At 35.4% G+C, this 22,041-nt stretch carries 23 protein-coding genes, 1 tRNA gene and 1 pseudogene; 18 read left to right on the top strand and 7 right to left on the bottom strand.

Annotated features, from left to right (window positions below; translation table 11 throughout):
- Position 1: 1 nt before the first annotated feature.
- The 5 genes from HGO49_RS05835 to HGO49_RS05815 are packed head-to-tail and all read right to left on the bottom strand — an operon-like array spanning position 2 to position 3,882.
- The gene (locus HGO49_RS05835) at positions 2-1,177 is read right to left on the bottom strand and encodes an AAA family ATPase (protein WP_017532027.1); all 1,176 of its coding nucleotides are present in this window, start codon (positions 1,175-1,177) and stop codon (positions 2-4) included.
- Entirely contained in the window at positions 1,174-1,665 is a 492-nt protein-coding gene (locus HGO49_RS05830; RefSeq protein WP_017532026.1) for a hypothetical protein, read from the bottom strand. The genes HGO49_RS05835 and HGO49_RS05830 overlap by 4 nt, the downstream gene beginning before the upstream one ends.
- A 33-nt stretch (positions 1,666-1,698) precedes the next feature.
- Positions 1,699-2,505: an AAA family ATPase gene (locus tag HGO49_RS05825; RefSeq protein WP_017532025.1), complete on the bottom strand. Its 807-nt coding sequence runs from the start codon at positions 2,503-2,505 to the stop codon at positions 1,699-1,701.
- Positions 2,506-2,528: 23 nt separating this feature from the next.
- Complete coding sequence (locus HGO49_RS05820; protein WP_017532024.1) at positions 2,529-3,341, bottom strand: ATP-binding protein; 813 nt, start codon at positions 3,339-3,341, stop codon at positions 2,529-2,531.
- A 52-nt stretch (positions 3,342-3,393) separates the two neighbouring features.
- Positions 3,394-3,882 carry a sigma-70 family RNA polymerase sigma factor gene (locus HGO49_RS05815; RefSeq protein WP_017532023.1) on the bottom strand — a complete coding sequence of 163 codons (489 nt, stop codon included), beginning with the start codon at positions 3,880-3,882 and terminating at the stop codon, positions 3,394-3,396.
- Positions 3,883-4,133: 251 nt separating this feature from the next.
- Between HGO49_RS05815 and HGO49_RS05810 the strand changes: the two genes are divergently transcribed.
- The 9 genes and pseudogenes from HGO49_RS05810 (at position 4,134) to HGO49_RS05770 (ending at position 12,402) form a co-directional block, all read left to right on the top strand.
- A complete protein-coding gene (locus HGO49_RS05810) occupies positions 4,134-4,817 on the top strand; it encodes a hypothetical protein (RefSeq protein WP_172758376.1) in 684 nt (227 codons plus the stop codon).
- A 6-nt stretch (positions 4,818-4,823) separates the two neighbouring features.
- Positions 4,824-6,758, top strand: coding sequence for a DUF4815 domain-containing protein (locus tag HGO49_RS05805; protein WP_017532581.1), 1,935 nt, complete (start codon positions 4,824-4,826; stop codon positions 6,756-6,758).
- Between the two features lie 12 nt (positions 6,759-6,770).
- On the top strand, positions 6,771-7,955 hold the full coding sequence (locus tag HGO49_RS05800; RefSeq protein WP_017532580.1) for a hypothetical protein: 1,185 nt from the start codon (positions 6,771-6,773) through the stop codon (positions 7,953-7,955).
- Between the two features lie 5 nt (positions 7,956-7,960).
- Entirely contained in the window at positions 7,961-8,155 is a 195-nt protein-coding gene (locus HGO49_RS05795; protein ID WP_017532579.1) for a hypothetical protein, read from the top strand.
- The gene (locus HGO49_RS05790; RefSeq protein ID WP_017532578.1) at positions 8,152-9,585 is read left to right on the top strand and encodes a hypothetical protein; all 1,434 of its coding nucleotides are present in this window, start codon (positions 8,152-8,154) and stop codon (positions 9,583-9,585) included. The genes HGO49_RS05795 and HGO49_RS05790 overlap by 4 nt, the downstream gene beginning before the upstream one ends.
- Positions 9,586-9,595: 10 nt before the next feature.
- Positions 9,596-10,147, top strand: coding sequence for a hypothetical protein (locus HGO49_RS05785; protein ID WP_017532577.1), 552 nt, complete (start codon positions 9,596-9,598; stop codon positions 10,145-10,147).
- Positions 10,140-11,324, top strand: coding sequence for a phage tail sheath subtilisin-like domain-containing protein (locus HGO49_RS05780; protein WP_017532576.1), 1,185 nt, complete (start codon positions 10,140-10,142; stop codon positions 11,322-11,324). Before HGO49_RS05785 ends, HGO49_RS05780 begins: the two co-directional genes overlap by 8 nt.
- 20 nt (positions 11,325-11,344) lie before the next feature.
- A pseudogene (locus tag HGO49_RS07375) lies at positions 11,345-11,617 on the top strand (phage major tail tube protein); the annotation flags it as partial.
- Between the two features lie 278 nt (positions 11,618-11,895).
- A complete protein-coding gene (locus tag HGO49_RS05770; RefSeq protein ID WP_017532574.1) occupies positions 11,896-12,402 on the top strand; it encodes a phage major tail tube protein in 507 nt (168 codons plus the stop codon).
- A 137-nt stretch (positions 12,403-12,539) separates the two neighbouring features.
- Here the strand turns inward: HGO49_RS05770 and HGO49_RS05765 are convergent, their stop codons facing one another.
- Positions 12,540-13,505 (bottom strand): IS110 family RNA-guided transposase, encoded by a 966-nt coding sequence (locus HGO49_RS05765; RefSeq protein WP_017532573.1) that lies wholly within the window; start codon positions 13,503-13,505, stop codon positions 12,540-12,542.
- A 334-nt stretch (positions 13,506-13,839) separates the two neighbouring features.
- On the opposite strand from HGO49_RS05765, the gene HGO49_RS07370 reads away from it, so the two are divergent.
- Complete coding sequence (locus HGO49_RS07370; RefSeq protein WP_237398545.1) at positions 13,840-14,529, top strand: hypothetical protein; 690 nt, start codon at positions 13,840-13,842, stop codon at positions 14,527-14,529.
- A 20-nt stretch (positions 14,530-14,549) separates the two neighbouring features.
- Positions 14,550-15,932 carry a hypothetical protein gene (locus HGO49_RS05760; protein WP_237398544.1) on the top strand — a complete coding sequence of 461 codons (1,383 nt, stop codon included), beginning with the start codon at positions 14,550-14,552 and terminating at the stop codon, positions 15,930-15,932.
- Positions 15,933-16,516: 584 nt separating this feature from the next.
- Here the strand turns inward: HGO49_RS05760 and tkt are convergent.
- On the bottom strand, positions 16,517-18,481 hold the full coding sequence (gene tkt / locus HGO49_RS05755; protein WP_017532572.1) for a transketolase: 1,965 nt from the start codon (positions 18,479-18,481) through the stop codon (positions 16,517-16,519).
- 113 nt (positions 18,482-18,594) lie between these two features.
- Here tkt and rpsD point away from each other — a divergent pair, with 113 nt between their 5' ends.
- The 7 genes from rpsD to HGO49_RS05720 all read left to right on the top strand — a co-directional run bounded on the left by rpsD (position 18,595) and on the right by HGO49_RS05720 (position 21,891).
- On the top strand, positions 18,595-19,209 hold the full coding sequence (gene rpsD / locus HGO49_RS05750) for a 30S ribosomal protein S4 (protein ID WP_006012690.1): 615 nt from the start codon (positions 18,595-18,597) through the stop codon (positions 19,207-19,209).
- Positions 19,210-19,219: 10 nt separating this feature from the next.
- Positions 19,220-19,306 (top strand) — tRNA-Leu (locus tag HGO49_RS05745).
- A 20-nt stretch (positions 19,307-19,326) separates the two neighbouring features.
- A complete protein-coding gene (gene iscX / locus HGO49_RS05740) occupies positions 19,327-19,521 on the top strand; it encodes a Fe-S cluster assembly protein IscX (RefSeq protein WP_006012689.1) in 195 nt (64 codons plus the stop codon).
- Positions 19,522-19,788: 267 nt separating this feature from the next.
- Complete coding sequence (locus HGO49_RS05735; protein ID WP_017532571.1) at positions 19,789-20,112, top strand: DUF721 domain-containing protein; 324 nt, start codon at positions 19,789-19,791, stop codon at positions 20,110-20,112.
- Between the two features lie 54 nt (positions 20,113-20,166).
- The gene (gene rpmB, locus HGO49_RS05730) at positions 20,167-20,481 is read left to right on the top strand and encodes a 50S ribosomal protein L28 (protein ID WP_006012685.1); all 315 of its coding nucleotides are present in this window, start codon (positions 20,167-20,169) and stop codon (positions 20,479-20,481) included.
- On the top strand, positions 20,474-21,337 hold the full coding sequence (lipA, locus tag HGO49_RS05725) for a lipoyl synthase (protein ID WP_017532570.1): 864 nt from the start codon (positions 20,474-20,476) through the stop codon (positions 21,335-21,337). The genes rpmB and lipA overlap by 8 nt, the downstream gene beginning before the upstream one ends.
- A gap of 98 nt (positions 21,338-21,435) precedes the next feature.
- A complete protein-coding gene (locus HGO49_RS05720) occupies positions 21,436-21,891 on the top strand; it encodes a hypothetical protein (RefSeq protein WP_017532569.1) in 456 nt (151 codons plus the stop codon).
- The last annotated feature ends 150 nt before the right edge of the window (positions 21,892-22,041 follow it).

Genomic DNA, 22,041 nt, shown 5'->3' with positions numbered 1-22,041 from the left:
GTTAAGCTGTAGCTATCCAGCGTCCGTTAACCATATTTATGAATTTTGTTGGTATTGGTTTGCCGTTTTTAAGTTCGTACATCAATTGCAGAGTATTCCTTTCTGGCCTAAATATCATTACTCCAGATGTATATAAACTTCTTAAAACATTAGCACCACTCAATGCTTGAAATGGATTCTTTTTTAACGTGGTTGTTGACACTTTTTTGGTGTAATGTGTAACTATTACTCCAGCAGCAGGATTAGTTATAGAGCGTAGTTCATCAATACTATTTTGCAGAAAAGAGATCATACTCCTATAATCAAAAACAGAGTCTATTACTATAAGATCAACTGTTTTTACATCGAGATTTTCCGACATAATTTCCTTTATTTTTTCCACATTCAAAGTTAACTGTACTTTTTTAGTAATAACTAAGTTTTCTGTTCCTGCATCAAGGATTTTCTTGCTGATTCTTAGCTTCTGTAAGCGCTCTCTATATTCCATTTCATTCTGTAGATAGAATATCTTAAGTGGCCTTGCAGGCTTCATATCAAGAAATGATACTCCAGCAGCTAAATGTACCAACATGGAAAGTAGAAAATTACTCTTTCCTATTTTAGGAGCTCCACCTATGACCAAAAGACCACTTGGAGTTAGAATTCTTGGGCCTATTATATCTTTTGGCATTGGTGATTTATCATTTAAGTAATGCTTTGCTGAAAACGATGTAATTTTATGTTCTGTTGTGTTTTCTTTAGTATTTAACCACTTCTTAGCGGAATTTATATCACCTTTAACTAAAGTCCAAAGATCGATAATATCACCACTAATTCCTTTAGTAAAATTACGCCAGTTTCCAGTTTCTTTACCTACTATTTTAACTGTAATCGTATTCCCATCAAAATTGCCAACATAAGTCCTCTCTCGATAAAAATTACCGTTTGGAATTAGGTAAGGTACACACTTCTTAATATTATCAATCAATAATCCTTTTATTTCCTTTCTCTGCATAAAACCCCCATACATACTTTTCATACGTTTAGAGCTGAGATTAGCTAGCTCACAAACAGTTTCAAAAGACTCTGAATCAAACCATTTAATTGCTTCTTTCTTTAGCTCTGGATTTTTTCCTGCTGCATCTTTGATAGCTCTCTCAATTACAGCAATCCAGAGCTTCTCTTCGTCGTACTTCAAAATGGCAACCAATCAACTTCAGATTGTTCTGGAGTAATAACCGTAGCAATCTTGTTCTTTTCTCCATACCGATCAGCTTCAATACCAACTTTTGCAGTAAACTCTAACCCGTTAAAATCAGCTATAGAGTTGATTTTTCTAGCAGTAACCGCTTTCTCTGAAGTGTCATGTGCATGAATATTTCGTGCTGACTCCAAAATGCTTCTAAGCATAGAACGTCCAGATTCTCCCCAAGTATCTTCTCCTTCAACTCTTGCTTTGCCACTTTTAATACCAATTACTTGAAAAATCTTGCGTTTTGCATATGGACCTTCAGTGACAGTAAATTCAACGTTTAAATAGATGCTGCCAGTAGTGTAGCTTTTAGTGAACCAATTTTCATAACCTCCTGGTTTAATTGCCATTTTTACCTTGACTATTGTACCTTTTGGTATTAAATTACTTTGTAATTTTGCAGTATTAAAATCAGTTAAAAAATCTGATAACATATTGTCTCCTATAAATTAAGTGAAAAAAAGGAATCAACTCCATTGGTCTGCAAGCTTCCAACGACCATCTATCTTATCAACAAGCTTACTTGCTACACGTTCACCATTACGAAGCTCAAATACTATTTGACGGACAGTGCTTTCCTCATCATGAGCAAACATCACCATGCCAGTGCTATAAAATCCACGTAAAGATCCAGCACCGCTTAGGCCTTGAAATGGATCTTCTTCCAGCATCTTTTTCGATAATTTTTTTGTGTGGTGAGTGAGTATTATGCCCGAATCTGGATTGATAACATTTCTCAGTCTTTCAAGCGTTTTTTGCAAAAAGAATAGCATAGCGCTATTGTCATTTTCATTGCCATATTCACTTGAGTTGAAGATGTTGCGAAGAGGATCGATTGCAATAATATCAGGTTTAAAACGCTCTTTAATAACATTTTTAATTTCATCTATTTCTTCACTGCTGAAAGATAATTGTACTCTTGGTGTAATGATTAAGTTATTGGCAGCTATATTCAAAAGTTCGTTATCCAGTTGAAGTTGTTGCAAACGTTCTTTCATATATTCATATTCAATTTCAGTTTGCAGATAGAAAATTTTCATAGGTTTGCTTGGAGTCATACCCAAAAATGAAACTCCAGCAGCCATGTAAACAAGCCAAGAGATCAAAAAGTCGCTTTTGCCAATCTTAGGTGGGCCACCCAGTACTAATAGACCTCTTTTTGTCAGAATCCTTGGCGAGATTATATCTTCTGGTATTGGTGATTGATCATTCAAGTATTCTTTCACACTGAAAAAGGGAATTTTTTGACCGATATTGAAAAAGCTTTGTTCCATAATAATTATTCTCCAATTTTTAATTAAGCAATAGGTGCCAAAGTTTTGGCTTTAATTTTTGCAAGTAATTTACCCAAATGTGGTTCTTCAACCATATTCAAGCAGCCACTGCGATCTTTAGCTGGATATCCCCAACTATTAATAGTCTGACAGACAAATGAACGTTTCTCCGTGCCATCATCTTTCTTGATTCCAACCATACTGATTACTTCGTCAACTATCCCTGGAATCTCACTAGCAGTTTTAGTTCCTTCACATTGAGGTAGCCAAGTTGGACGATTGCAGTCATCGAGATATTGACCTAATGTGCCAACTATGATGATGTCTTTATCTCTGATATGTTGAAACTGATTGAGCCAAGCCATCATCTCTTGAGCAAGTAACCCATAAGCAGCTCTTTTGTCTTCTTTTCCCGATCTATCAGAAAAACACTCAGGTTGCATCCTTGCCCATAAAAGACATAAACGTGAAGCAACGGTTATACTATCTACAAAGATGCATCGGTATTTAGAAACTTCAGAAAGAAGATCTTTATACTTGCCAGATACATGTTCATGGTGTTTTTGACTGTATGCTTGGTCAGATTTCAGCGCAGGGTTTGGACCACCAATTAGGCAGGCAATATCCCGAGCTTGATTCCAAGTACGAACACTAATAGAATCTCCCTGCCAATCTTGAACAGCAAGCAGACCTGCTTCAAAGTCAAGACATAGTGTTGGTTCACTTATAGTCTTTAATAGGCTGGTTTTACCAATACCGTAAGGACCAAAAATTACTACTTTTATGCCTGTAGTTGTTTTCAATCTTTCATTATTATTTAAAATTTTAAAAGTCATTTATTCACCTCAATGGTATATGTTATATATTCAGGAAAGGTAGAATTTATGTTCAATTTTTCTTTTTGCTCTTGTAGTAGATGGAAGAGAGTTTTATACGTATTTTTCTTACCATAGTATTTAAAGTAGTTCTTGATATGTTGTTCATCTTAGCAACTTCATATAAGTTAAAGTACTTGAGTTGTTCGCATATCTTTTGCATCTTTCTTGGTAGCGTTGAAATCATGTAATCTACATCAGTACGTTTCGCTACTTCATCTTCAAAAGCTTCTGTTTTCTCAATATTGACATAGTTATTAATATTGCGCTTCATACATAGTTGTTTCTCCAATAAGTTATTGGCACGACGTTCAGTTAATCTTGCTACAAAAGTGTTAAAGCTACCTTTACTTTCATCATATCTATCAAGATAAGTCCAAATTTCACAGAAAAGTTCTTGCTCAAGATCTTCATGAGTTTCATGAGCAAAGCATTCAAAAAGTTTTAATCTCTTAGCTTGATACCGTATATTTTGAACAACTATGGCAGTTTTTAGTTTCATAACTTGTCCCTAAAACAATTAATGCTTTAAGGATGAGAACTTATAGGTGCACTTTGTAGGACAGGAGCAAAAATAAATAATACAGATGCAATTTTTAACCTATTGATATTCTATTGTTTTTTTTCGAGAATAATACAGTTCGATTTTTAAATAATACTGCAACAAAAAATTAGGCAAAAATTCATTTTTTTTGGACAAAAATTTTCCAAATCCTGAATATATATTATATAAGCCTTTCAAACTCATCACAGGTGTCAATTCTTACACAATCAGGAAGAGCAGCAATAGCAGCCAGCATAAAAGAGCAATCTCTACATCTTGCTTGGGGAAGTGGTGATTCAAGCTCTGGAAGTAGCCATCAGGTCGAAAAAGTTTTTGTTGAGGGTGAAATAGCTCTAGATCACCACACTATTAAAGATGTAAGGGTTTTTACAGGACAAACAGTGTATCAGTCAAGTGTTGACTATACAGTTGATAGCAGTACTGGTGTAATAAAACTTACGGAAAATAGCTCTATCACGGCAAATAGTGCAGTTACTGTAGAATATACTCAAAGCACACCACCTGAATCTATAAATTCTATAAAGCTCTTGAATGAACTTGGCAGACGTACTGCAGATGAGGTTCTCTTCTGCACAGGTGATGAGAATGGAGAACTTGTAACTCCTTCTGGAAGGTTTAGACCCTCAAATGTACCAACCAATAATCTTTTTCTCAAATTCACTTTCAATTTCACGGACGCAGCAAATCAAGTTATACGGGAATTAGGAGTTATGGTTGGTACAAAGGTAAAAGAAAAGTTGCCTCCTGGACAGAGATATTTTGAACCAAAAGACGTGGAAAATCCTGGAATTTTGTTAGTTTTAGAACATACCGTACCACTTATCAGAACATCTGCAACTCGGGAAACTTTTTCATTTGTTGTAACTTTTTGAAAAAAAATGACCTTAAATAGTTATTATAACCGCTTTAATCCTGACAAAGAATACGAAAAAAGCTTATTTCTTGCTGGAAGAGGTCTACAGTCTGCAGAATTAAATGAGACTCAGGAGTATGCTCTTTCTAAGCTTAAAGGCATAGGTGATGCAATATTTCGTGATGGCGATGTTATAACAGGAAGCAATTGTATTATAGATGGGGAAACTGGTAAAGTTACACTTGAGTCAGGAAAAATCTATCTTCGTGGAGCAGTTAGAAAAGTCGAAAAAGAAGAGTTTGTTATTCCACTGAGTACTATAGTTCGCATAGGTGTTTATTATCTAGAATCTACGATTACAGAACTTGAGGACGAAAATCTTCGTGATCCTGCTGTTGGTACACGTAATTATCAAGAAGTAGGGGCAGCAAGGCTTAAAGTTTCCACCATTTGGGGATACCAAGTAGAAAGTGTTACTGTTAACTCTACAAATGGCGAATTTTACCCAATTTACAATATTGAAAATGGAGTATTGATAGAACATTCACCGCCACCACAAGCAAATATAGTAACTACTGCTCTTGCTCGTTATGACAAAGAGGCAAATGGTTCCTACGTTGTAAATGGCCTTGAAGTAATGTTCCTGCAAAAGGAAGAGGGGGAAGGAGGAAAAAAAATATTTGTAATTAATGAGGGCAAAGCTCATGTTGATGGTTATGAAATTGAGGTACCTCACAGTATTCGCATTTCTTTTGATGAAGATCCAGATATAAAATCAGTTGAATCAGAACCACATACTTTTCAGCCAAATAGCCAAAGAGTAATGGAACTGAAGGTTAATGATTTTCCAATAAGTGAAATTAAAAAAGTAGATATAACTGTTCAAAAAACCATTACCATTACTCACGGTTCATACTCAGGAGCTGTTGATCCAATACCTGACTCTGCGGTACTTGAGATTATTCAAATTAAACAAGGCAATGTTATTTATGAAAATAGTATAGACTATAAGTTAAATGCAGGAAACGTTGATTGGTCATTACCAGGTAAAGAACCAGCTCCTGGAAGTAGTTATCAAATAACTTACCGCTGTCGTACTCATGTAAGCCCTGAAGATATAAGTGAACAGGGATGCAAAGTAAAAGGAGCAGTTGATAACAGCTTGGTTCTGATTGATTACACCTGGAAAATGCCCCGCTATGATTTAATTACTATCGATAGCAAAGGAGTAGTAAGGAGAATAAAAGGTATAGCTCACCCTTGGCGACCATCAATGCCTAAAGCACCTAGCGGACAACTTTTGCTCTGCTACATTCATCAGACATGGAAAAACGGAGAAAAAGAAGGGGTAAAAATAGTGAATAGTGCTATTCATGCTGTACCGATGAATGAGCTTGAAGCAATGAAAAAAGGAATAAATGATCTTTATGCGCTGGTTGCAGAGGAACGTCTACGCAATGATGCAAATTCAAGAGAACCTACAACGAAAAAAGGAGTATTTGTTGATTCGTTTTTTGACGATGATATGCGTGATCAAGGAGTTTCACAGTCTGCAGCAATAGTAAATAAGGAACTAATTTTACCAATAGATGTAGAAATTATTGATGTTGAAAAGAGCACAAAACCTTATCTTTTACCGTATGAACTTGAGCCGGTATTGGAACAGCTTTTACAGACTAAAAGTGAAAAAATTAATCCGTATCAAGCTTTTGATCCAGTTCCGGCACAAATTACTCTAAATAAAAATATAGACCACTGGACGGAGGTTACCACGAATTGGAAAAGTCCAGTAACTAGAGTATTTAATGTTAAAGAAACAACAGAGCTGCTGTCAAGTACTTCATACGAAGCTGAATTTATGAGAGAAGCAGTACAGAATTTTGAAATTGAAGGTTTTTCCCCAAACGAAAAGCTCAAAGAAGTGAAGTTTGATGGTATCGTCATTCAGCCTATGGCATAAGAGGTGAAAAATATGATAACAGCTAACAACCAGGGAAAATTAAAGGGAAAGGTGAAAGTGCCGGCAAATATTCCAGCAGGTACTAAATTAGTACAATTTTATGGGGATAAAGGAAGCTATGGAGAGACAACTTATACTGGTAAAAAAACAATTACCATAGAGGAAAGAAGAAGAGTTATCGCAGCAAGAAGAGTTGATCCTTTAGCGCAAACATTTACTCTAAATGAAAGTAGGCACATAGGAGGCGTGGAACTATGGTTTGTAAATAAAGGCAAAAAACGTGTTGTTGTGCAGATTAGAGAAACAGCAGTGGGAGTGCCCTCGCAAACTGTCATTGCTGAAAGCTATATTGAGCCAAAAGATATAAAGATAGATGGCACAGCAACACTTATAGAGTGGTCACCAGTGTTTTGCCATGCAGGACAAGAGTATGCAATAGTGCTACTCACTGATGATGCAGATACTGCAGTAAAAATAGCAGAACTTGGCAAATATGATGCAGTAAATAGCCGTTGGGTAACAAGTCAACCATATCAAGTAGGAGTATTACTATCATCAAGCAATGCAAGTACTTGGACACCACATCAAAATTTAGATTTAACGTTTCGATTACTAGCTGCAAAATTTAGCGAAGTTTCTCACATTATTGATCTGGGTAAAGTTACTGCAAATAATGTATCAGATTTAATTGTTTTGACGAACGTCGAAAAAGTAGCATTTGATACTAATGTAGAATTTATATTAACAGATGAAGAGGGAAGAGAAAACTTTTTGTCTGATAATTTGCCGCTTGCACTGCGTGAAAGAATAAATGGGGAATTAACGGTAAAAGCAAGCCTAAAAGGAGGGCGAGAAAAAAGTCCAGTGCTATATTCTGGGTTACAGCTAGTTATGGGCAATCTTTCAGAGTCTGGGGATTATGTTACAAGAAGCATTACAGCAGGAGCTAACACTAAGATAACAATTACCTATGATGCGCTAATACCTGGCACTGCAGATGTTAAAGCATATGTACAAAAAAACGTGGATTGGCAATTAGTAAATTTAACATCAGGAAAACCAATTGGAGAAAATTGGGTGGAAAGAACCCACGTACTGACAAACTTTAATGCCAGTGAAACAAGGGTAAAATTGGTTTTAAGTAGTACGGTTATCTATCGGCCAAAGGTAAAAAACTTGCGGATTGTTATAACATAAGAAAAATGCCAAATGATAAAACAAGGCGTGGATATCCTTTACCGCATCCAGAAAATATTGCTGTGCAGGATGTTGTTCGTATCCGTACCACAATTGAGAAAATAGATGAAGATATTACCGAAAGAGAAGATGAGCATAATCAACTTAAGAGTAATTTTGAGCGGTTTAATTTTGAGACTTTTTTAAATTTTTGGAAATGAAAGAAGCAATATACCAAAGGATAAAGGATTTAGCAGCAAACAGCACACCTGATCAACTGGCATATCTTGCAAAATCGCTGGAATTGATAGCAGATAAAAAAGCTATTGCTGACATTGTGCAGATGACTGAGGTAAAAGAGATAATTGATGCACTACAAAAGAGGCTTAAGGATTTAGCAGAAAACAGTACACCAGATCAATTAGCATATCTTGCTAAAGCATTGGAATCAATAGTCGACAAAAGTGCAGTTTCTGAAATTGTACAGATGACTGATGGTAAGCTAAAAGAACTTCTTGATAGTGCAAAAAAACACTTAACTGATCTGGATAATAAAAAAGCTAGTTCTTTAGCAGTGATCTCTGAATCAGAGAAGCAGTTATTAAAGAGAATTGATGAAAAAGGGACAACAAATTTATCCCTACTTGATACGAGAAAGAATGCCAATATTGCAGCAATAAATAGCATTAGTAATAGTCATAAAGATGGTCTTAAAGGTTTAGTAGAAGATTTTCGTGCTGTTAATAATGTACCATCTGGCTCATCAATTATTGGGGAAATAGAAACTCGTGATAACCAATTAAAAACATCCCTGATAAATGAGGTAAAAACTCGGGATGAACAGTTAAAAGTGTCTCTTATAGATGAAATAAGAAAGCGCAACATGGTTGAACCAGGGTCATTACCTTTCTTATTTGGTGTACTTGGCAGAAAAAATAATTATTTTGGCCACGGAACTTTTACGACAGAGCTTGGAAAGTGGAGTAGTGATATAACAAAAACTGACTATATGTTACAACTACTAGCAGGTAGCCATACGTACAATACAGATTACGTTAGTTTTTATCGGCCAAGACAACTCAGTTTTATAGAGGGAAGTAAAGGAACATTTATTTACGGAGAGTTATGCACAAAAAGTTTTTCTGGTAGTTATGATGAGATATACTATTATCCGTATGCTGCACTTGGAGTAGTATTTGTAAAAAATACAACCAATGTGAACATAAATAAAACAATGGAATTTGTTGGATCATCGTATTCGAGTACGGAGTATGGGGGAGCAGGATTATTTGTGGGAACTCCTGATAACACTAATTCTAATAAATCAAGTATTTCAAAAATAGTATGGAAAAATGTTTACCAATACACGAGTTCTGATAGCAAGTTAGCCGGATCTGGTAATGTGGAGATTCCAGCAGGAAAAACAGTTGCAATATTACTTTACACATCATCTTATCTGTATTCCAGAACACAAGTTAGTCAAGGTATGCTTGCATCAAATTATGTACACAACTATGGTCAATTTATTCAGTGGGGGATTTATAACATACGTAGCAATGTTCTAACTACAGGACTTGAAGTAGATGTGGAGAGAACGCTAAAAGCTTGGCAATGTCCAGGATTAGAACGAACTAATCAAATATGGCAATGAGGAGGAATTTATGACTATTTATATACGTTTTGAAAACCACAAGCAGATTGAAACAACAACACTTGAAAACAAACCAACTGGAAATGATTGGTATGAAGCACCAGAAGATTTTGATTGGCAAAAAAGCTATTGTCTAACAGAAGGGGAGAAAATTGTTGAAAGGAATAAGGAAGATATTGAGCTGGAATTATTGGAAAATGCAAAACTTTCTGCACTTTCTAGTCTCCGTACTTATTATAATAACTATACTCACCAATACGCAGGATATTCTCATCAGAAGCTTAAGTCGTACGAAATACAAGCAAAAGCCGCAGAAAACATTCTAGCAGCACCAGAATCTATAGACGAAAAAGATGCAGAAATTATAGAGCCATTAGCAAAAGTACGTGGTATTACAGTTACTGAAATGGCAAGAATCATTGAAGAAAAAGTAAAAAAAGCAGTAAAAGAAATAATGAAATGTGAAGAGTTGGAAGACATTACCAAGAAGAAAATTGCAGAAGCCAAAAGTGTAGAGAACTTACTAAACGATTTTAAACAAAAGATGCAAAGAAATGGCTGAAGAATTTTTGCACGGAGTAAATGTTATTGAGGTAACCTCAGGGGCCAAAGCAGTACGTACAGCTAAATCATCAGTGATAGGTGTAATTGGTACTGCACCTGAAGCAGATGAGCAAAAATTTCCGCTAAATAAACCAGTGTTAGTTGCAGGAAGCTTAAAGGAAGCAGTAAAGCTCGGAAAGAGTGGAAGTTTACCTTCTGCAGTAAATGGAATATTTTCCCAGATTGGTGTAACAGTTATAGTAATTAGAGTTGAAGAGAGTGAAAACAGCGATCCAAAATTAAAAGAAGAAGAGACGCTGAAGAATATAATTGGCGGTGTTGATAAAGAGACTGGAGAGTATCAAGGGATAGAGGCATTCCTCAGTAGTGAAAGCATAGTTCATATTGCTCCAAGAATATTAATTGCACCTCAGTTTACTCATCAGTTACCTGAAATAGATGGAGTAAATCCAGTAGTGAGTGCTTTAATTTCCATAGCAGAAAAATTAAGAGCAATTATTGTTGCAGACGGACCAAATACTGTTGATGAAGAAGCAATCAAATGGAGAAAAAGTGTAGGCAGCTCAAGAGTTTACGTAGTTGATCCTTGGGTTAAGGTATTTATTGAAGGAAAAGAAGAAATTTTGCCAGCAAGCCCATTTGTAGCTGGTTTAATAGCGAAAGTAGATAGTGAGCAAGGATTTTGGCATTCACCTTCAAACAAAGAGATAAATGGTATTGTTGGAACAAGCAGGCCTATTGATTTTACGCTCGGTAATACAAATTGTAGAGCAAACCACTTGAATGAAAATGAAGTAACAACGATAATTCATCAAAATGGCTATAGGCTTTGGGGCAATAGAACATGTTCAAATGACTCAAAATGGGCTTTTTTATCAGTGAGAAGGACTGCAGATTTAATCAATGATAGTTTACTTCGAGCTCATCTCTGGGCAGTTGATCGAAATATTACCAAAACTTATATAGATGATGTAATTGAGGGGGTGAATTCTTATTTGGCCAATTTAAAAGCACAAGGAGCTATTATTAGCGGAAAATGTTATGCAACACCTGAACTCAATACACCGGCAAATATTGCAAGCGGGAAAGTATATTTTGATTTCGAATTTACACCATCATATCCAGCTGAACAGATTACTTTCAGGTCACATCTTGTGAGTGGTACAATATTATAAAAAGGGGAGAAAGAGGAAAAATGTTACCGAAAATACTGAGAAATTTTAACGTATTTGTTGATGGTAGAGGCTATGCAGGGAAAATAGATGAAATAACTTTGCCGAAGCTTACCATAAAAACAGAGGAGTACCGTGCTGGTGGTATGGATATCCCAATAAATATTGACATGGGCATGGAAAAGCTTGAAGCAGACTTTACTTTCGCTGAGTATGATTCAGAACTATTTAGACTTTTTGGCTTGATAGCAGTTGTGTTAAAAATCAATAAAAAAATGAAAAATGCTAAAAATAATTTTTACTTGGTGGGTCAAAGATGCTTTAACGCATTTTTACGTAATTTAAGTTGTAATTCTGAGCTTAAATTCTTTTAACAACTAAGGAAAATATGAAGCTTTAGATTTAACAGGTCAAGGAATATGTGCTTATAGTTTGTGTGGACGCACATATTCCTTAACTTAAAGAAGGTTAATTTTAAGATAGAATGTCAGTATTTTAGCTATCAGCCTTTAGGGTGAGGTAATGGTCAGGTTGGTTAATAAAAAAATATTTTATATTTTAAAGGTATAAAAAGATGTTGCCAAAAATCTTAAAGAACTTTAACGTGTTTGTTGATGGTAAAGGTTATGCTGGGAAAATCGATGAAATCACTCTGCCGAAGCTTACTATCAAAACAGAAGAATATCGTGCAGGTGGCATGGATATTCCAATAAGCATTGACATGGGCATGGAAAAGCTTGAAGCTGAGTTTACTTTTGCTGAATATGATTCAGAGCTATTTAGGCTTTTTGGTTTAATAAATGGAAATTCAGTAGCTTTGACACTCAGGGGTGGTATGCAAGGAAGTGGTAGTAATGATATTGAAGCAGTAGTTATAAATCTTAGGGGAATATTCAAAGAATTTGACTTTGGTAGCTGGAAACCTGCCGAGAAAGCAACACTTAGATGCATGGTTGCAGCTCATTATTATAAACTTATCATCTCTGGTCAGGAGCTTATTGAAATTGATGCAGAAAATATGATCCGTAAAATTAATGGCGTTGATCAGATGGCCTTACTGCAGACAGTTTTAGGTATTTAAGTTTTTATTTTTTATAGAAAATGCGGACAATAATAACCCTATTAGAGTTGAATTTTACATCAAAAAATATTTTCAATGATATAAAAATTATTATTGACTTTTACGCAATTAGAGCACAACCACACTCTACTAAAGATCTAAGCAGATTTAGGGCTGTATTCCTCAGTAAAAACCCTGCCATCTCTTACTAAAGAGTTAGCAAGTAAAAGTAACTTTCTCATAGCAGCAGTGGAAGCAATTTTATATGGCTTTTTATATTGATTGTATAATCTAGTAAAGAAAGGTTTGATATAAGAATTAACTTTTTGTGCACTGAGAATACACATGTGTAAAACTTTCCTGATTTGTGATCTACCTCCCTGGATGCACCTTTTTCCTCTACTAGAGCCACTATCTCGATTAAAAGGTGCAAGTCCGACAAGGCTAGATATTTGTTTTTTTTGAAGGGTTCCAAGTTCAGGCAAATGGCAAATCAAAGTGGTGGCTGTGATTTTACTTATACCTGGTATACTGGTTATTGATATGTATTTTTTCTTAAGCTCTTGGTTTTGATCAATAAATGTAATTATCTCATCTTCTAAAGTTTTTATTTGATTTTGTAAAATTGCAAGAAGTTCTTCTATCTGTTTGATTATAGATGTATCAGTTATCTGTTGGATTTGGTTTTTTTGTATTTTTGCTATTTCTACTAGCTGGTTCCTACGAGATAGCTTTTGTTTCAAGTAATCAATATTACCATTATCAACTTTTAAAGGAATAGCACGCATATCTGTGTTATTAATATAACGTGAGATGATACTGCAGTCTATTTTGTCAGTTTTTGTAGTAATACCGAGGCTTTTAGCATAGTCTCTTACCCACCTTGGTTGAATGATGTACACTTCAAAACCATTGCTTAGTAAAGTATAGGCACATAATTTTTCGTATCCACCAGTTGCCTCAAGACCAACTTTGGTTACATTATGCAAACGTAAAAAGTCCAGCATTTCATCAATGGATTGTACATTGTTTTCAAATATTTTATAATGCTCAAGTGGGTGAATGTGGATATCTAATTTACTTTTGCTAACATCAACGCCAGCAATAATGTTTGATGAATTCATAATTCCTCCATAAAATAATATGTAATACTGCATTTTCCACTCTTATATACGAGCCTAAAAGCTCAATCAGTTGTTCGGAACTTTCAGTATAATAAATCAAAGAAGAGAACCTTGCTATCAAACGGTCCTTGTGACCAAGATGGGAAACGGTTCCTCTTCTCTTCAGTTCTTACTTTAATTTGTAAGAACATATTTCCAACATATAAGAAGAGTTGTGCAAATCGGCGAAAAGCTTGAGTTTATCCTCTGCTAGTTCTGAAGGTCCTCAATCTATGTTAGTGGGTACTAGTGTTAGTATTTCGCCTGCTGCAGTTGTTAACAAATAGGAGTATTTATGCATGGTAATAATGAAGATCGTGAATTAGTTAGGGCTTTATTAAGTGGAGGTTGTGATGAGTTTAGTAGACAATTTGTAGGTTTTTTAAACAATTGTCCATCCTTTTTGCATTCAGCTAATAAGCCTGGCTTTTTTCCTGCATTCTTTTTTGGTATGTTTTCTACTGCACATGATGCAGGTATTTTAGGTGAAGATGAAAGAGTCTATTTTCGTTTTGACGGTTGTGGAAATCTGAAAGTTGCAGTTCTTACTAATGAAGAAGATAGAAGAATAGTAAGGTGTTATACTATTGCTGATAATGAGAACAGCCCTGGGTCAAGGTTTAGTGCAGAAGAGAAGCAGCAGGTAGAAGAAAATCTTCCACAAGAATTACAGGAAGGTGAGGATCTGGACTGGGAAGAGCATAAAATATTTCGATTTGGAGAGGAATGTAGGCATTTTGATGAAGGACACAGTTTCCCTCAACGTGATGAATATGAAGCACCAGTTTTTCACGAAATTAACCCAATCAGAGCACCAGGTGAATTGTTAGACCTGATAAATGAGTTGGCAAATGATAACGCAGGAGAAGTGCGTACTAATGTTAAAAGGATTTTGCAATACATTGTTGATATACATGATGAACATGAAGGTAGCTTAGTGTTCGGTGCAGAGTCTGATTACCACGGTTTTCTGTGTGGTTTTTAGTAAATTTTAGATACCGGTCTGTGGCTGATGTCTACCCAGAGCTACTCATAGGAAAAGGTTATGCAGATGTTGTTTTGCTTGTTCGTGGTGTTGATCAGGCAAATGATTCAGTTCCAGTTATAATTGAGCTGAAGGTTGGTGATGAGGAAGGGTTAGAACAAGCTAAAGATTATGCTAAAAGTTGTTCTGTGTCGTCTTTGCCTATTCATACCTCATCACCAAGTGCTGTTTGTATAGCGTTAAATTTTCAATTACGTGGAGGTGCAGGTCTCCGAACTTCTGTGCAGCCCTTTTCAGAAGGTGGTCTTTCCTTAATACCTGGTTTACTACATCCTCATGGAAATGGAGTTAGGGGAAATGTAATACGTTTTTTACAACCCATAGCCTCAGAGTTCACTCAATCGCCTCATTGTGACACTTTTTCCTGCATGTCATCGTTTGCCTTTGGAAATGTTTTGTCCACAGCCGATCTTTTAAGAGTAGCTGGTAGGCGAAGGGGAGTAATAATCACCAAATATCTATTTAACCACTCTGAGGAAGAGAAAATGAAACGTATAGGTGGTAGGGGAGATGCAGCAACCATTGTAAGGCATGCGTTAACTTTAGCTCTGTTTGTATCAAATATTGGTTTTGTTGTGCTTCACATTTTTCGTTATTTAAGGTCGCAGACTTTACCAGATAAAGCATTAGACCTGTCATTATTACCTCAAGCAGAAGATAATGCTAATGTGCGTGAAGTACTTTGTGAGGTAAATGTCCAGAGTCATCTGCAAGTGCTTTCTGCAAAGAAATTCGAATCACTACGTGCTTACTCACGTTCTCATAGAGAAGGTTATTTTGAGGGTAGGTTCTCAGAACAAATGGGTAACGTTAGGAACTTACATCAATTTGCAGATGAATTGATGAGTGCTGAGCCTAATTTTAGTAATGATAGTAATGTTAATGGTGAGTACAGGGCTAGGTATGAAGTTTTATTTAATGAGATTTCTCGTCTGTTGTCTCCGTTATTAAATGGAAACCGTCTACTCGTGAATAATGAAGCTAAATTTCAGGCTTTATTGCGTGGGATATTTCAAAGTTGCGATAATCCTGCCAAGGTAATTATTGAGTTCCAGCTACAGAGAGGAAGGAAAATAGACCTAGTATTATCAAAATCTGCGGAAAATGATGATACTCATCCAATTGGAATAGAGTTGAAGTATGCTAACACCGCAGAACAAGTTGAACGAAAAAGGGTGGAGGCAAATCGACAGTTAAGTGAATACGAATTTTGTGGAGGATGCAAGCGTATTACTGGGGGAGATGCGATGGTTTTGTTATACGCTATATTAAATGCTGTAGGACAAGAGCAGGATCTGATATTGATTGGTGGGCTTCGTAGAGCATCTGGGTTTTCTAGATGACTTGTAACTAATAAAAGTACCAAAGATAAGGTTGTTTATGGGTAAAATTATGCATTAAGCTAGAGTACGGTTGAGTAAGGTTGGAGAAAAAGCAAGGTCTTTGAGCAAGAAAATTTGATTTATGTTTTCTTAAGTTAAAGTTAACCTGATGAAGTTTGTATAATTTATTGTTGGAGTTTTTTTGTTCTATTTTTACTGTAAGTTCAATCTGCTCTATCTTTGGTCTTTTTTTCTTAGTTTTGCGGCAAGTCTAATATTTTTACTACTTAATGGAATAACTTGCAGAAAGTGGAGATATAATGCTAAGGCAGAGGAGCTCAGACAGTTATCTTAAACAATAAAGAAATACTAAAGGCAAAAGATACGCTTGCGTAGTTCGAAAGCTTTCTATAGGATAAGCCTCACCTGATTTACAAATAGACTCGTTATGTTAGATGTTTGCTATTTATTCTTAAGCTCATTTTAACAGCATTTTGCTTTTTTTAGTATGTAGGGGTTTTCTAGGAATTATCCTACTGAATTCTATGATATTATTTTTTGTAACATTGTTATACTTATCATAATAACGGCACTTGCTGAGTGCATTAAGTAATTTTATGCGCAGTGGAATGATAAAAAGCGTTTTCACAAACACATTTTACTACATAATCAGCGCTAATATTAAAATGCTTATAAAGAGCTTCATAAGGTGCTGATTCTCCAAAATTTTTCATGCCAATAAATATACCGTTTGAACCTATATATCTATGCCAACCCATTTCACTTCCAGCTTCAATTGCAACTTTAATACTGTCATTATTTAATATTACCCCTTTATATTCATCACTTTGCTCGTCAAAAAGCCTCCAACACGGCATAGAAATGACCCTTGTTCCTACACCTTTTTCCTGTAATTTTTCTCTTGCCTCAACTGCAATTTCAACTTCAGATCCGGTAGCAAATATCGTCACTTCTAGCTTCCCTGAATATTCGCATAGTATATATGCACCAAATTTTGATAGGTTGGCCAATTTTTCAGCACCAGAGTTCATATAATTGATATTTTGCCTTGAAAGTGCAAACAATGATGGAGATTCTTTCTTTTCCAATGCAATGCTAATGCACTCCAAAGTTTCAATTGCATCTGCTGGCCTAAAAACATATAGATTTGGTATAGCTCTCAGAGAAGCTAAATGCTCTACTGGCTGGTGAGTTGGACCATCCTCCCCTACTCCAATTGAGTCATGAGTCATCACATATATAACCTGCTGTTTCATCAAGGCTGAAAGACGTATAGCAGGGCGGCAGTAGTCGGAAAATACTAAAAAAGTTCCACCATAAGGAATAATCCCACCATGAAGAGCCATACCATTCATACAACCTGCCATAGCGTGCTCTCTCACTCCATAGTGTACATAAGAACCACCATAATTATTACTATCTATTGCCTGCATGTGCTTATATTTAGTACAATTTGAACCGGTAAGATCAGCAGAACCACCAATTAGTTCTGGCATAGACTTAGTTAATAGTTCCATTACTCTGCCGAAAGAAGATCGAGTAGCTTCGTTTGGCATTAGCTTACATATTTGTTTCTTCAGATCAGCCAAATCACTCTCGATATTATTCGGCAAACGTTTCTCAAGTCTTCTTTGTAGTTCTTTATTGATCAAGGATGTATAGTTTTGCTTTGCCCTCTTAACTGTTTCTATCCAAGCGTTTCTCACATCTTCTGGTACATGAAATGGTTCATAGCCCCAATTTAATTTTTCTCTCATCTGTTTTACATCTTCCTCTGTAAAGGCACCACTATGAGCAGAAGATGTGCCAGCACGGCTTGAAAATTTTCCGATAATAGTTTTGCAACAGATTAGTGTAGGTTTATCAGACTTTTGCGCCTGCTCTATTGCAAGGGATATAGCATCAAAGTCATGCCCATCGATTTTGTCAACATTCCATCCATACGCTGAAAAACGCTTTTCTACATCATCAGAGCAAGAGAGGCTAGTAGAGCCGTCTATAGAGATGTCATTGTCGTCAAAAAGTGCTATCAACTTATTTAATTTAAGATGCCCAGCAAGGGACGCTGCTTCATGGCTTATACCTTCCATAAGACAGCCATCTCCTAGCATTACATAAGTGTAGTGACTGATTTCAAACTGCTTTTCAAGAATCGATTCAGCAAGTGCCATGCCAACAGCAGTGGCAAATCCCTGACCAAGCGGGCCTGTTGTTGCTTCTATACCAGAAGTTAAGCCAAATTCTGGGTGACCTGGAGTTTTTGATGTAAGTTGCCTGAAGTTTTTTAGTTCATCTATACTAATGTAGCCTGTCAGATATAATATAGAGTATTGCAACATTGAACCGTGACCATTTGATAGGACGAAACGATCTCTACTGATCCATTGAGAATCATCAGGGTTATGGTTTAGATATTTAGCAAATAATACAGTGGCAACATCTGCCATGCCAAGTGGCATACCTGGATGTCCAGAATTTGCTTTTTGTACTGCATCAATTGATAAAAAGCGGACAGCATTTGCCATGGATTTTAGTAGTAGATGATTCATGTATTAATAGGAAAACTTAAAAGTGAAGTATACTATATCATAGCGGCAAAAACAAGTTGACACTTAATGTTAAAATCATTAATAATTTATAGTTAGATTGTGAGAATTTTTGTATGACAACTGTTATCAATAGAAAGTATAGAATCAGTCGCAGGCTTGGTGTAAACTTATGGGGTAGAGCAAAAGATTCGGTCAATAAAAGAAAATACCCTCCAGGTCAGCATGGTATTCTTGGATTTAAGAAGTTATCTGATTTTGGTAAGCAGTTTGCTGCACATAAGAAATTTAAGTTCTACTATGCAATTTCAAGTAAGCAGCTTAGACGTACATTCTTAGATGCCTACAAAAGAAAAGGTTATACGGCTGATAATTTTATTGGTGCCTTAGAATCAAGGTTAAGTTCTGTTTTATATCACTCTGGTTTTGTGCCAACAATTTACTCGGCAAAACAGCTTATATCTCATAAACATGTTACAGTTAATGATAAGGTGGTTAACATATCAAGTTATAGAGTGAAGCCTGGTGATATAGTAAAAATAAGGGAAAGAGCAGCAAAAATTCCTATATTAATAGAGGCTGAACAAAAACAAGAACGTAAGGCTCCAGATTATTTAGAGGCAGACAGCAAAGCACTTTCAGTGAAGTATTTGAGAGCGCCTCAATATTCCGAAGTCCCCTATTCAGCAGACATGGAAGTCAATTTAGTAGTAGAATTTTACTCTAGATAAACAACATAAGGCCCGTGTGGCGGAATCGGTAGACGCAGCGGACTTAAAATCCGTGGGTTTTGCGACCTTGGGAGTTCAAGTCTCCCCATGGGCACCAGTTTAATTTATTAAAAAAGTATGAAATGGCTTGATATAGAAGATATTGGAGAAGCTCTAGAAGAGAAATTTCCAAATGAAGATATAATTAGTATTAGATTCACTGAACTTAAAAGAAAAGTCTTGGATTTAGAAGAGTTTGATGATGATGAAAAGTATTGTAATGAAAAAATATTAGAGGCCATTCAAGCAGCTTGGATTGCAGAAAGATCTTAAAAAACAGATAGCTATAAGAAAATTACTGCATACAGTAAAAAGATAATCTTCTTGGAAATACTATACTTTACTCGAATTTTAATTAGCTTCATAATAATTTAACAAATTAAAATTAAAAATGATTACAAGATAGGAAACACAAAATTCTGGCAAATGCTAGATATACAAATACTGCTTTTTATGTGTGAGGCCGAGGATTATGAAAACAATAAGTTAGTTTTTTGTATAAGAAAGTTGTAATATAATTTAATTTTAAGCACTGGAAAGATGTTTAAATATAGCGGGCCAAAGAAATTAAAATCTATAGTAGAAAACTATGCATTAAAATGCATGAAAAATAAGATCAGCAAAAATGAAATACGTCTTATTTTAAACTGGAAAAGTATAGTTGGAGAGGAATTAGCAGAATGTACAAAACCACAAAAGATCTCATACGCACAAAACGTAAATTCTGGTGTTCTGCATCTGTTAGTAACAAATGGCAGTAAAGCATTAGAAATGCAGCATATGGTTTCTCTTGTAATAGAAAAAATTACAGTGTTTTTTGGCTATAAAGCAGTATACGGTATAAAAATCAAGCAAGGGAGTTGACTATTTAACTATATAAGGTTAACCTAGTTACATAGGATAAATTGGTATATTGAAGTGAGTAGAATTTGTGAGTTAACAAATAGAAAAAAGTCTTTTGGTAATAAGGTATCGCATTCAAATCGTAAAACAAAGCGTACCTTTCTCTTAAATTTACATAAAGTTACATTGACGAGTAATATATTAGACAAAAAGTTTAGCTTTCGTATAGCGACAAGAACTTTAAGAACTATAGATTACAAAGGTGATCTTGATGCTTTCTTGCTCAACACAAAAACAATTAAACTAAGTAAAGAAGCGCAAAAGATAAAAAGAAGATTAAAGAAAGTTTTAGCAAAACAAGAGGTAGAGCTAGCTGTTTCAAATGCATAGTAAGCCTACATGGCTCAGAGCAAAAGCTCCAGCTGGTAAAATATTCAATGAAACCTTAAACACTGTTAAGCTACATAACTTACATACAGTATGCGAAGAAGCTGCGTGTCCAAATATTGGTGAATGTTGGAATAAACGTCATGCTACTGTGATGATTCTGGGTTCTGTTTGTACTCGTGCTTGTGCGTTTTGCAACGTTGCAACTGGCATTCCTGATAAGCTCGATCCTCATGAACCAGAAAATTTAGCAAAAGCGATAAAAAAGTTAAATTTAAAGCATGTTGTCATTACCTCTGTTGACCGCGATGATTTAGCAGATGGTGGTGCAAATCAGTTTATAAGGTGTATAGAAGAAATTAGAAAGATAACTTCGGAAACAACAATAGAGATTCTTACTCCTGATTTTTTAAATAAGAAAGGAGCGTTTGAAGCAATAGCTATTGCATCACCTGATGTTTATAACCACAACATCGAAACAGTACCAAGGCTGTATGCAAAAATAAGACCAAGAGCTCGTTATTTTCATTCACTATATTTGCTAAAGATGGTGAAACAGATTAATCCTAAACTTTTCACGAAGTCAGGGCTTATGGTTGGTCTTGGAGAAACAAAAGAAGAAATCTTTCAGGTTATGGATGATTTACGTAGCGCCGAAGTTGACTTCATTACAATTGGTCAATATTTGCAACCAACTCCAAAGCATGTAAAGGTTGATAGATATGTTACCCCAGAAGAGTTTGAACATTATAAATATATTGCTTATTCCAAAGGCTTTTTGGTAGTTGCATCAAGCCCATTGACTCGGTCATCGTACCATGCTGAAGAAGATTTTAACAGGCTCAAGGCTTGTAGTTAATATCTTAATTTTTTCAGAGTACAGTTTAATATAGTAATTAATATCTTGACTTTATTTAGAATATAATTTAATATAGGTATTGATGAAGCGAAAAAGTTATGGGTGGTTCTAACGAAAAAGTTGACTACACTGAGTTATCAAAATCTTCTATTTCTGACAAAATAAAGCCAAAAAAAAAGGTCACATTTTGTCAGCAAGTCCAAGTTAAAGAAATTCCACTTGAAGGAAAAAAAGGAGCATGTAAACGATACAAAGAAAAGAAAGAGAAACAAAAACATAAGCTCAATAAAAAACCACAATTATGGGAAAGAGGTGCAGCAATTATTGTTCCACCAGTAATTGGGCTTCTAGGAGGTTTAATAACTTTAACACTCATAACAGAAGAACCATTTTTAATTGCAGCTTTAGCTGCTATAGCAATTACAGCAGCAATATATGAACTTGAGTATTTACTTAAACCTGAATTGCTAGAAAAGCCTGGTAAAACTTTAAAGGATTTAGTAACAGATTCTTTTGTAAAGGAAGAAAAAAACTCAAGAACTGTATCACAATAAATCAGAAAAGCTTAGTGAGTTGCCCTAGGCTTGACTTTTTACTAGCTGATCACAAAAAGTATGAATTTTACAGCACCTAAACCAGCTGTTTAAGATCTTATATAAGCAATTGACAGCTACTGAGATGCCAGTTAAAATATTTACATAGTA

The sequence above is a fragment of the Wolbachia endosymbiont of Diaphorina citri genome (assembly GCF_013096535.2).
Lineage (GTDB): Bacteria > Pseudomonadota > Alphaproteobacteria > Rickettsiales > Anaplasmataceae > Wolbachia.
This window is presented reverse-complemented; position numbering and strand designations above follow the sequence as displayed.

What these genes read in the sequence shown, in the direction of transcription:
- HGO49_RS05830 (WP_017532026.1), bottom strand. Translation starts at nt 1,665, where the DNA reads ATGTTATCAGATTTTTTAACTGATTTTAATACTGCAAAATTACAAAGT.
- HGO49_RS05825 (WP_017532025.1), bottom strand. Translation starts at nt 2,505, where the DNA reads ATGGAACAAAGCTTTTTCAATATCGGTCAAAAAATTCCCTTTTTCAGT.
- HGO49_RS05820 (WP_017532024.1), bottom strand. Translation starts at nt 3,341, where the DNA reads ATGACTTTTAAAATTTTAAATAATAATGAAAGATTGAAAACAACTACA.
- HGO49_RS05815 (WP_017532023.1), bottom strand. Translation starts at nt 3,882, where the DNA reads ATGAAACTAAAAACTGCCATAGTTGTTCAAAATATACGGTATCAAGCT.
- HGO49_RS05805 (WP_017532581.1), top strand. Translation starts at nt 4,824, where the DNA reads ATGACCTTAAATAGTTATTATAACCGCTTTAATCCTGACAAAGAATAC.
- HGO49_RS05800 (WP_017532580.1), top strand. Translation starts at nt 6,771, where the DNA reads ATGATAACAGCTAACAACCAGGGAAAATTAAAGGGAAAGGTGAAAGTG.
- HGO49_RS05795 (WP_017532579.1), top strand. Translation starts at nt 7,961, where the DNA reads ATGCCAAATGATAAAACAAGGCGTGGATATCCTTTACCGCATCCAGAA.
- HGO49_RS05790 (WP_017532578.1), top strand. Translation starts at nt 8,152, where the DNA reads ATGAAAGAAGCAATATACCAAAGGATAAAGGATTTAGCAGCAAACAGC.
- HGO49_RS05785 (WP_017532577.1), top strand. Translation starts at nt 9,596, where the DNA reads ATGACTATTTATATACGTTTTGAAAACCACAAGCAGATTGAAACAACA.
- HGO49_RS05780 (WP_017532576.1), top strand. Translation starts at nt 10,140, where the DNA reads ATGGCTGAAGAATTTTTGCACGGAGTAAATGTTATTGAGGTAACCTCA.
- HGO49_RS05770 (WP_017532574.1), top strand. Translation starts at nt 11,896, where the DNA reads ATGTTGCCAAAAATCTTAAAGAACTTTAACGTGTTTGTTGATGGTAAA.
- HGO49_RS05765 (WP_017532573.1), bottom strand. Translation starts at nt 13,505, where the DNA reads ATGAATTCATCAAACATTATTGCTGGCGTTGATGTTAGCAAAAGTAAA.
- HGO49_RS07370 (WP_237398545.1), top strand. Translation starts at nt 13,840, where the DNA reads ATGCATGGTAATAATGAAGATCGTGAATTAGTTAGGGCTTTATTAAGT.
- tkt (WP_017532572.1), bottom strand. Translation starts at nt 18,481, where the DNA reads ATGAATCATCTACTACTAAAATCCATGGCAAATGCTGTCCGCTTTTTA.
- rpsD (WP_006012690.1), top strand. Translation starts at nt 18,595, where the DNA reads ATGACAACTGTTATCAATAGAAAGTATAGAATCAGTCGCAGGCTTGGT.
- iscX (WP_006012689.1), top strand. Translation starts at nt 19,327, where the DNA reads ATGAAATGGCTTGATATAGAAGATATTGGAGAAGCTCTAGAAGAGAAA.
- HGO49_RS05735 (WP_017532571.1), top strand. Translation starts at nt 19,789, where the DNA reads ATGTTTAAATATAGCGGGCCAAAGAAATTAAAATCTATAGTAGAAAAC.
- lipA (WP_017532570.1), top strand. Translation starts at nt 20,474, where the DNA reads ATGCATAGTAAGCCTACATGGCTCAGAGCAAAAGCTCCAGCTGGTAAA.
- HGO49_RS05720 (WP_017532569.1), top strand. Translation starts at nt 21,436, where the DNA reads ATGGGTGGTTCTAACGAAAAAGTTGACTACACTGAGTTATCAAAATCT.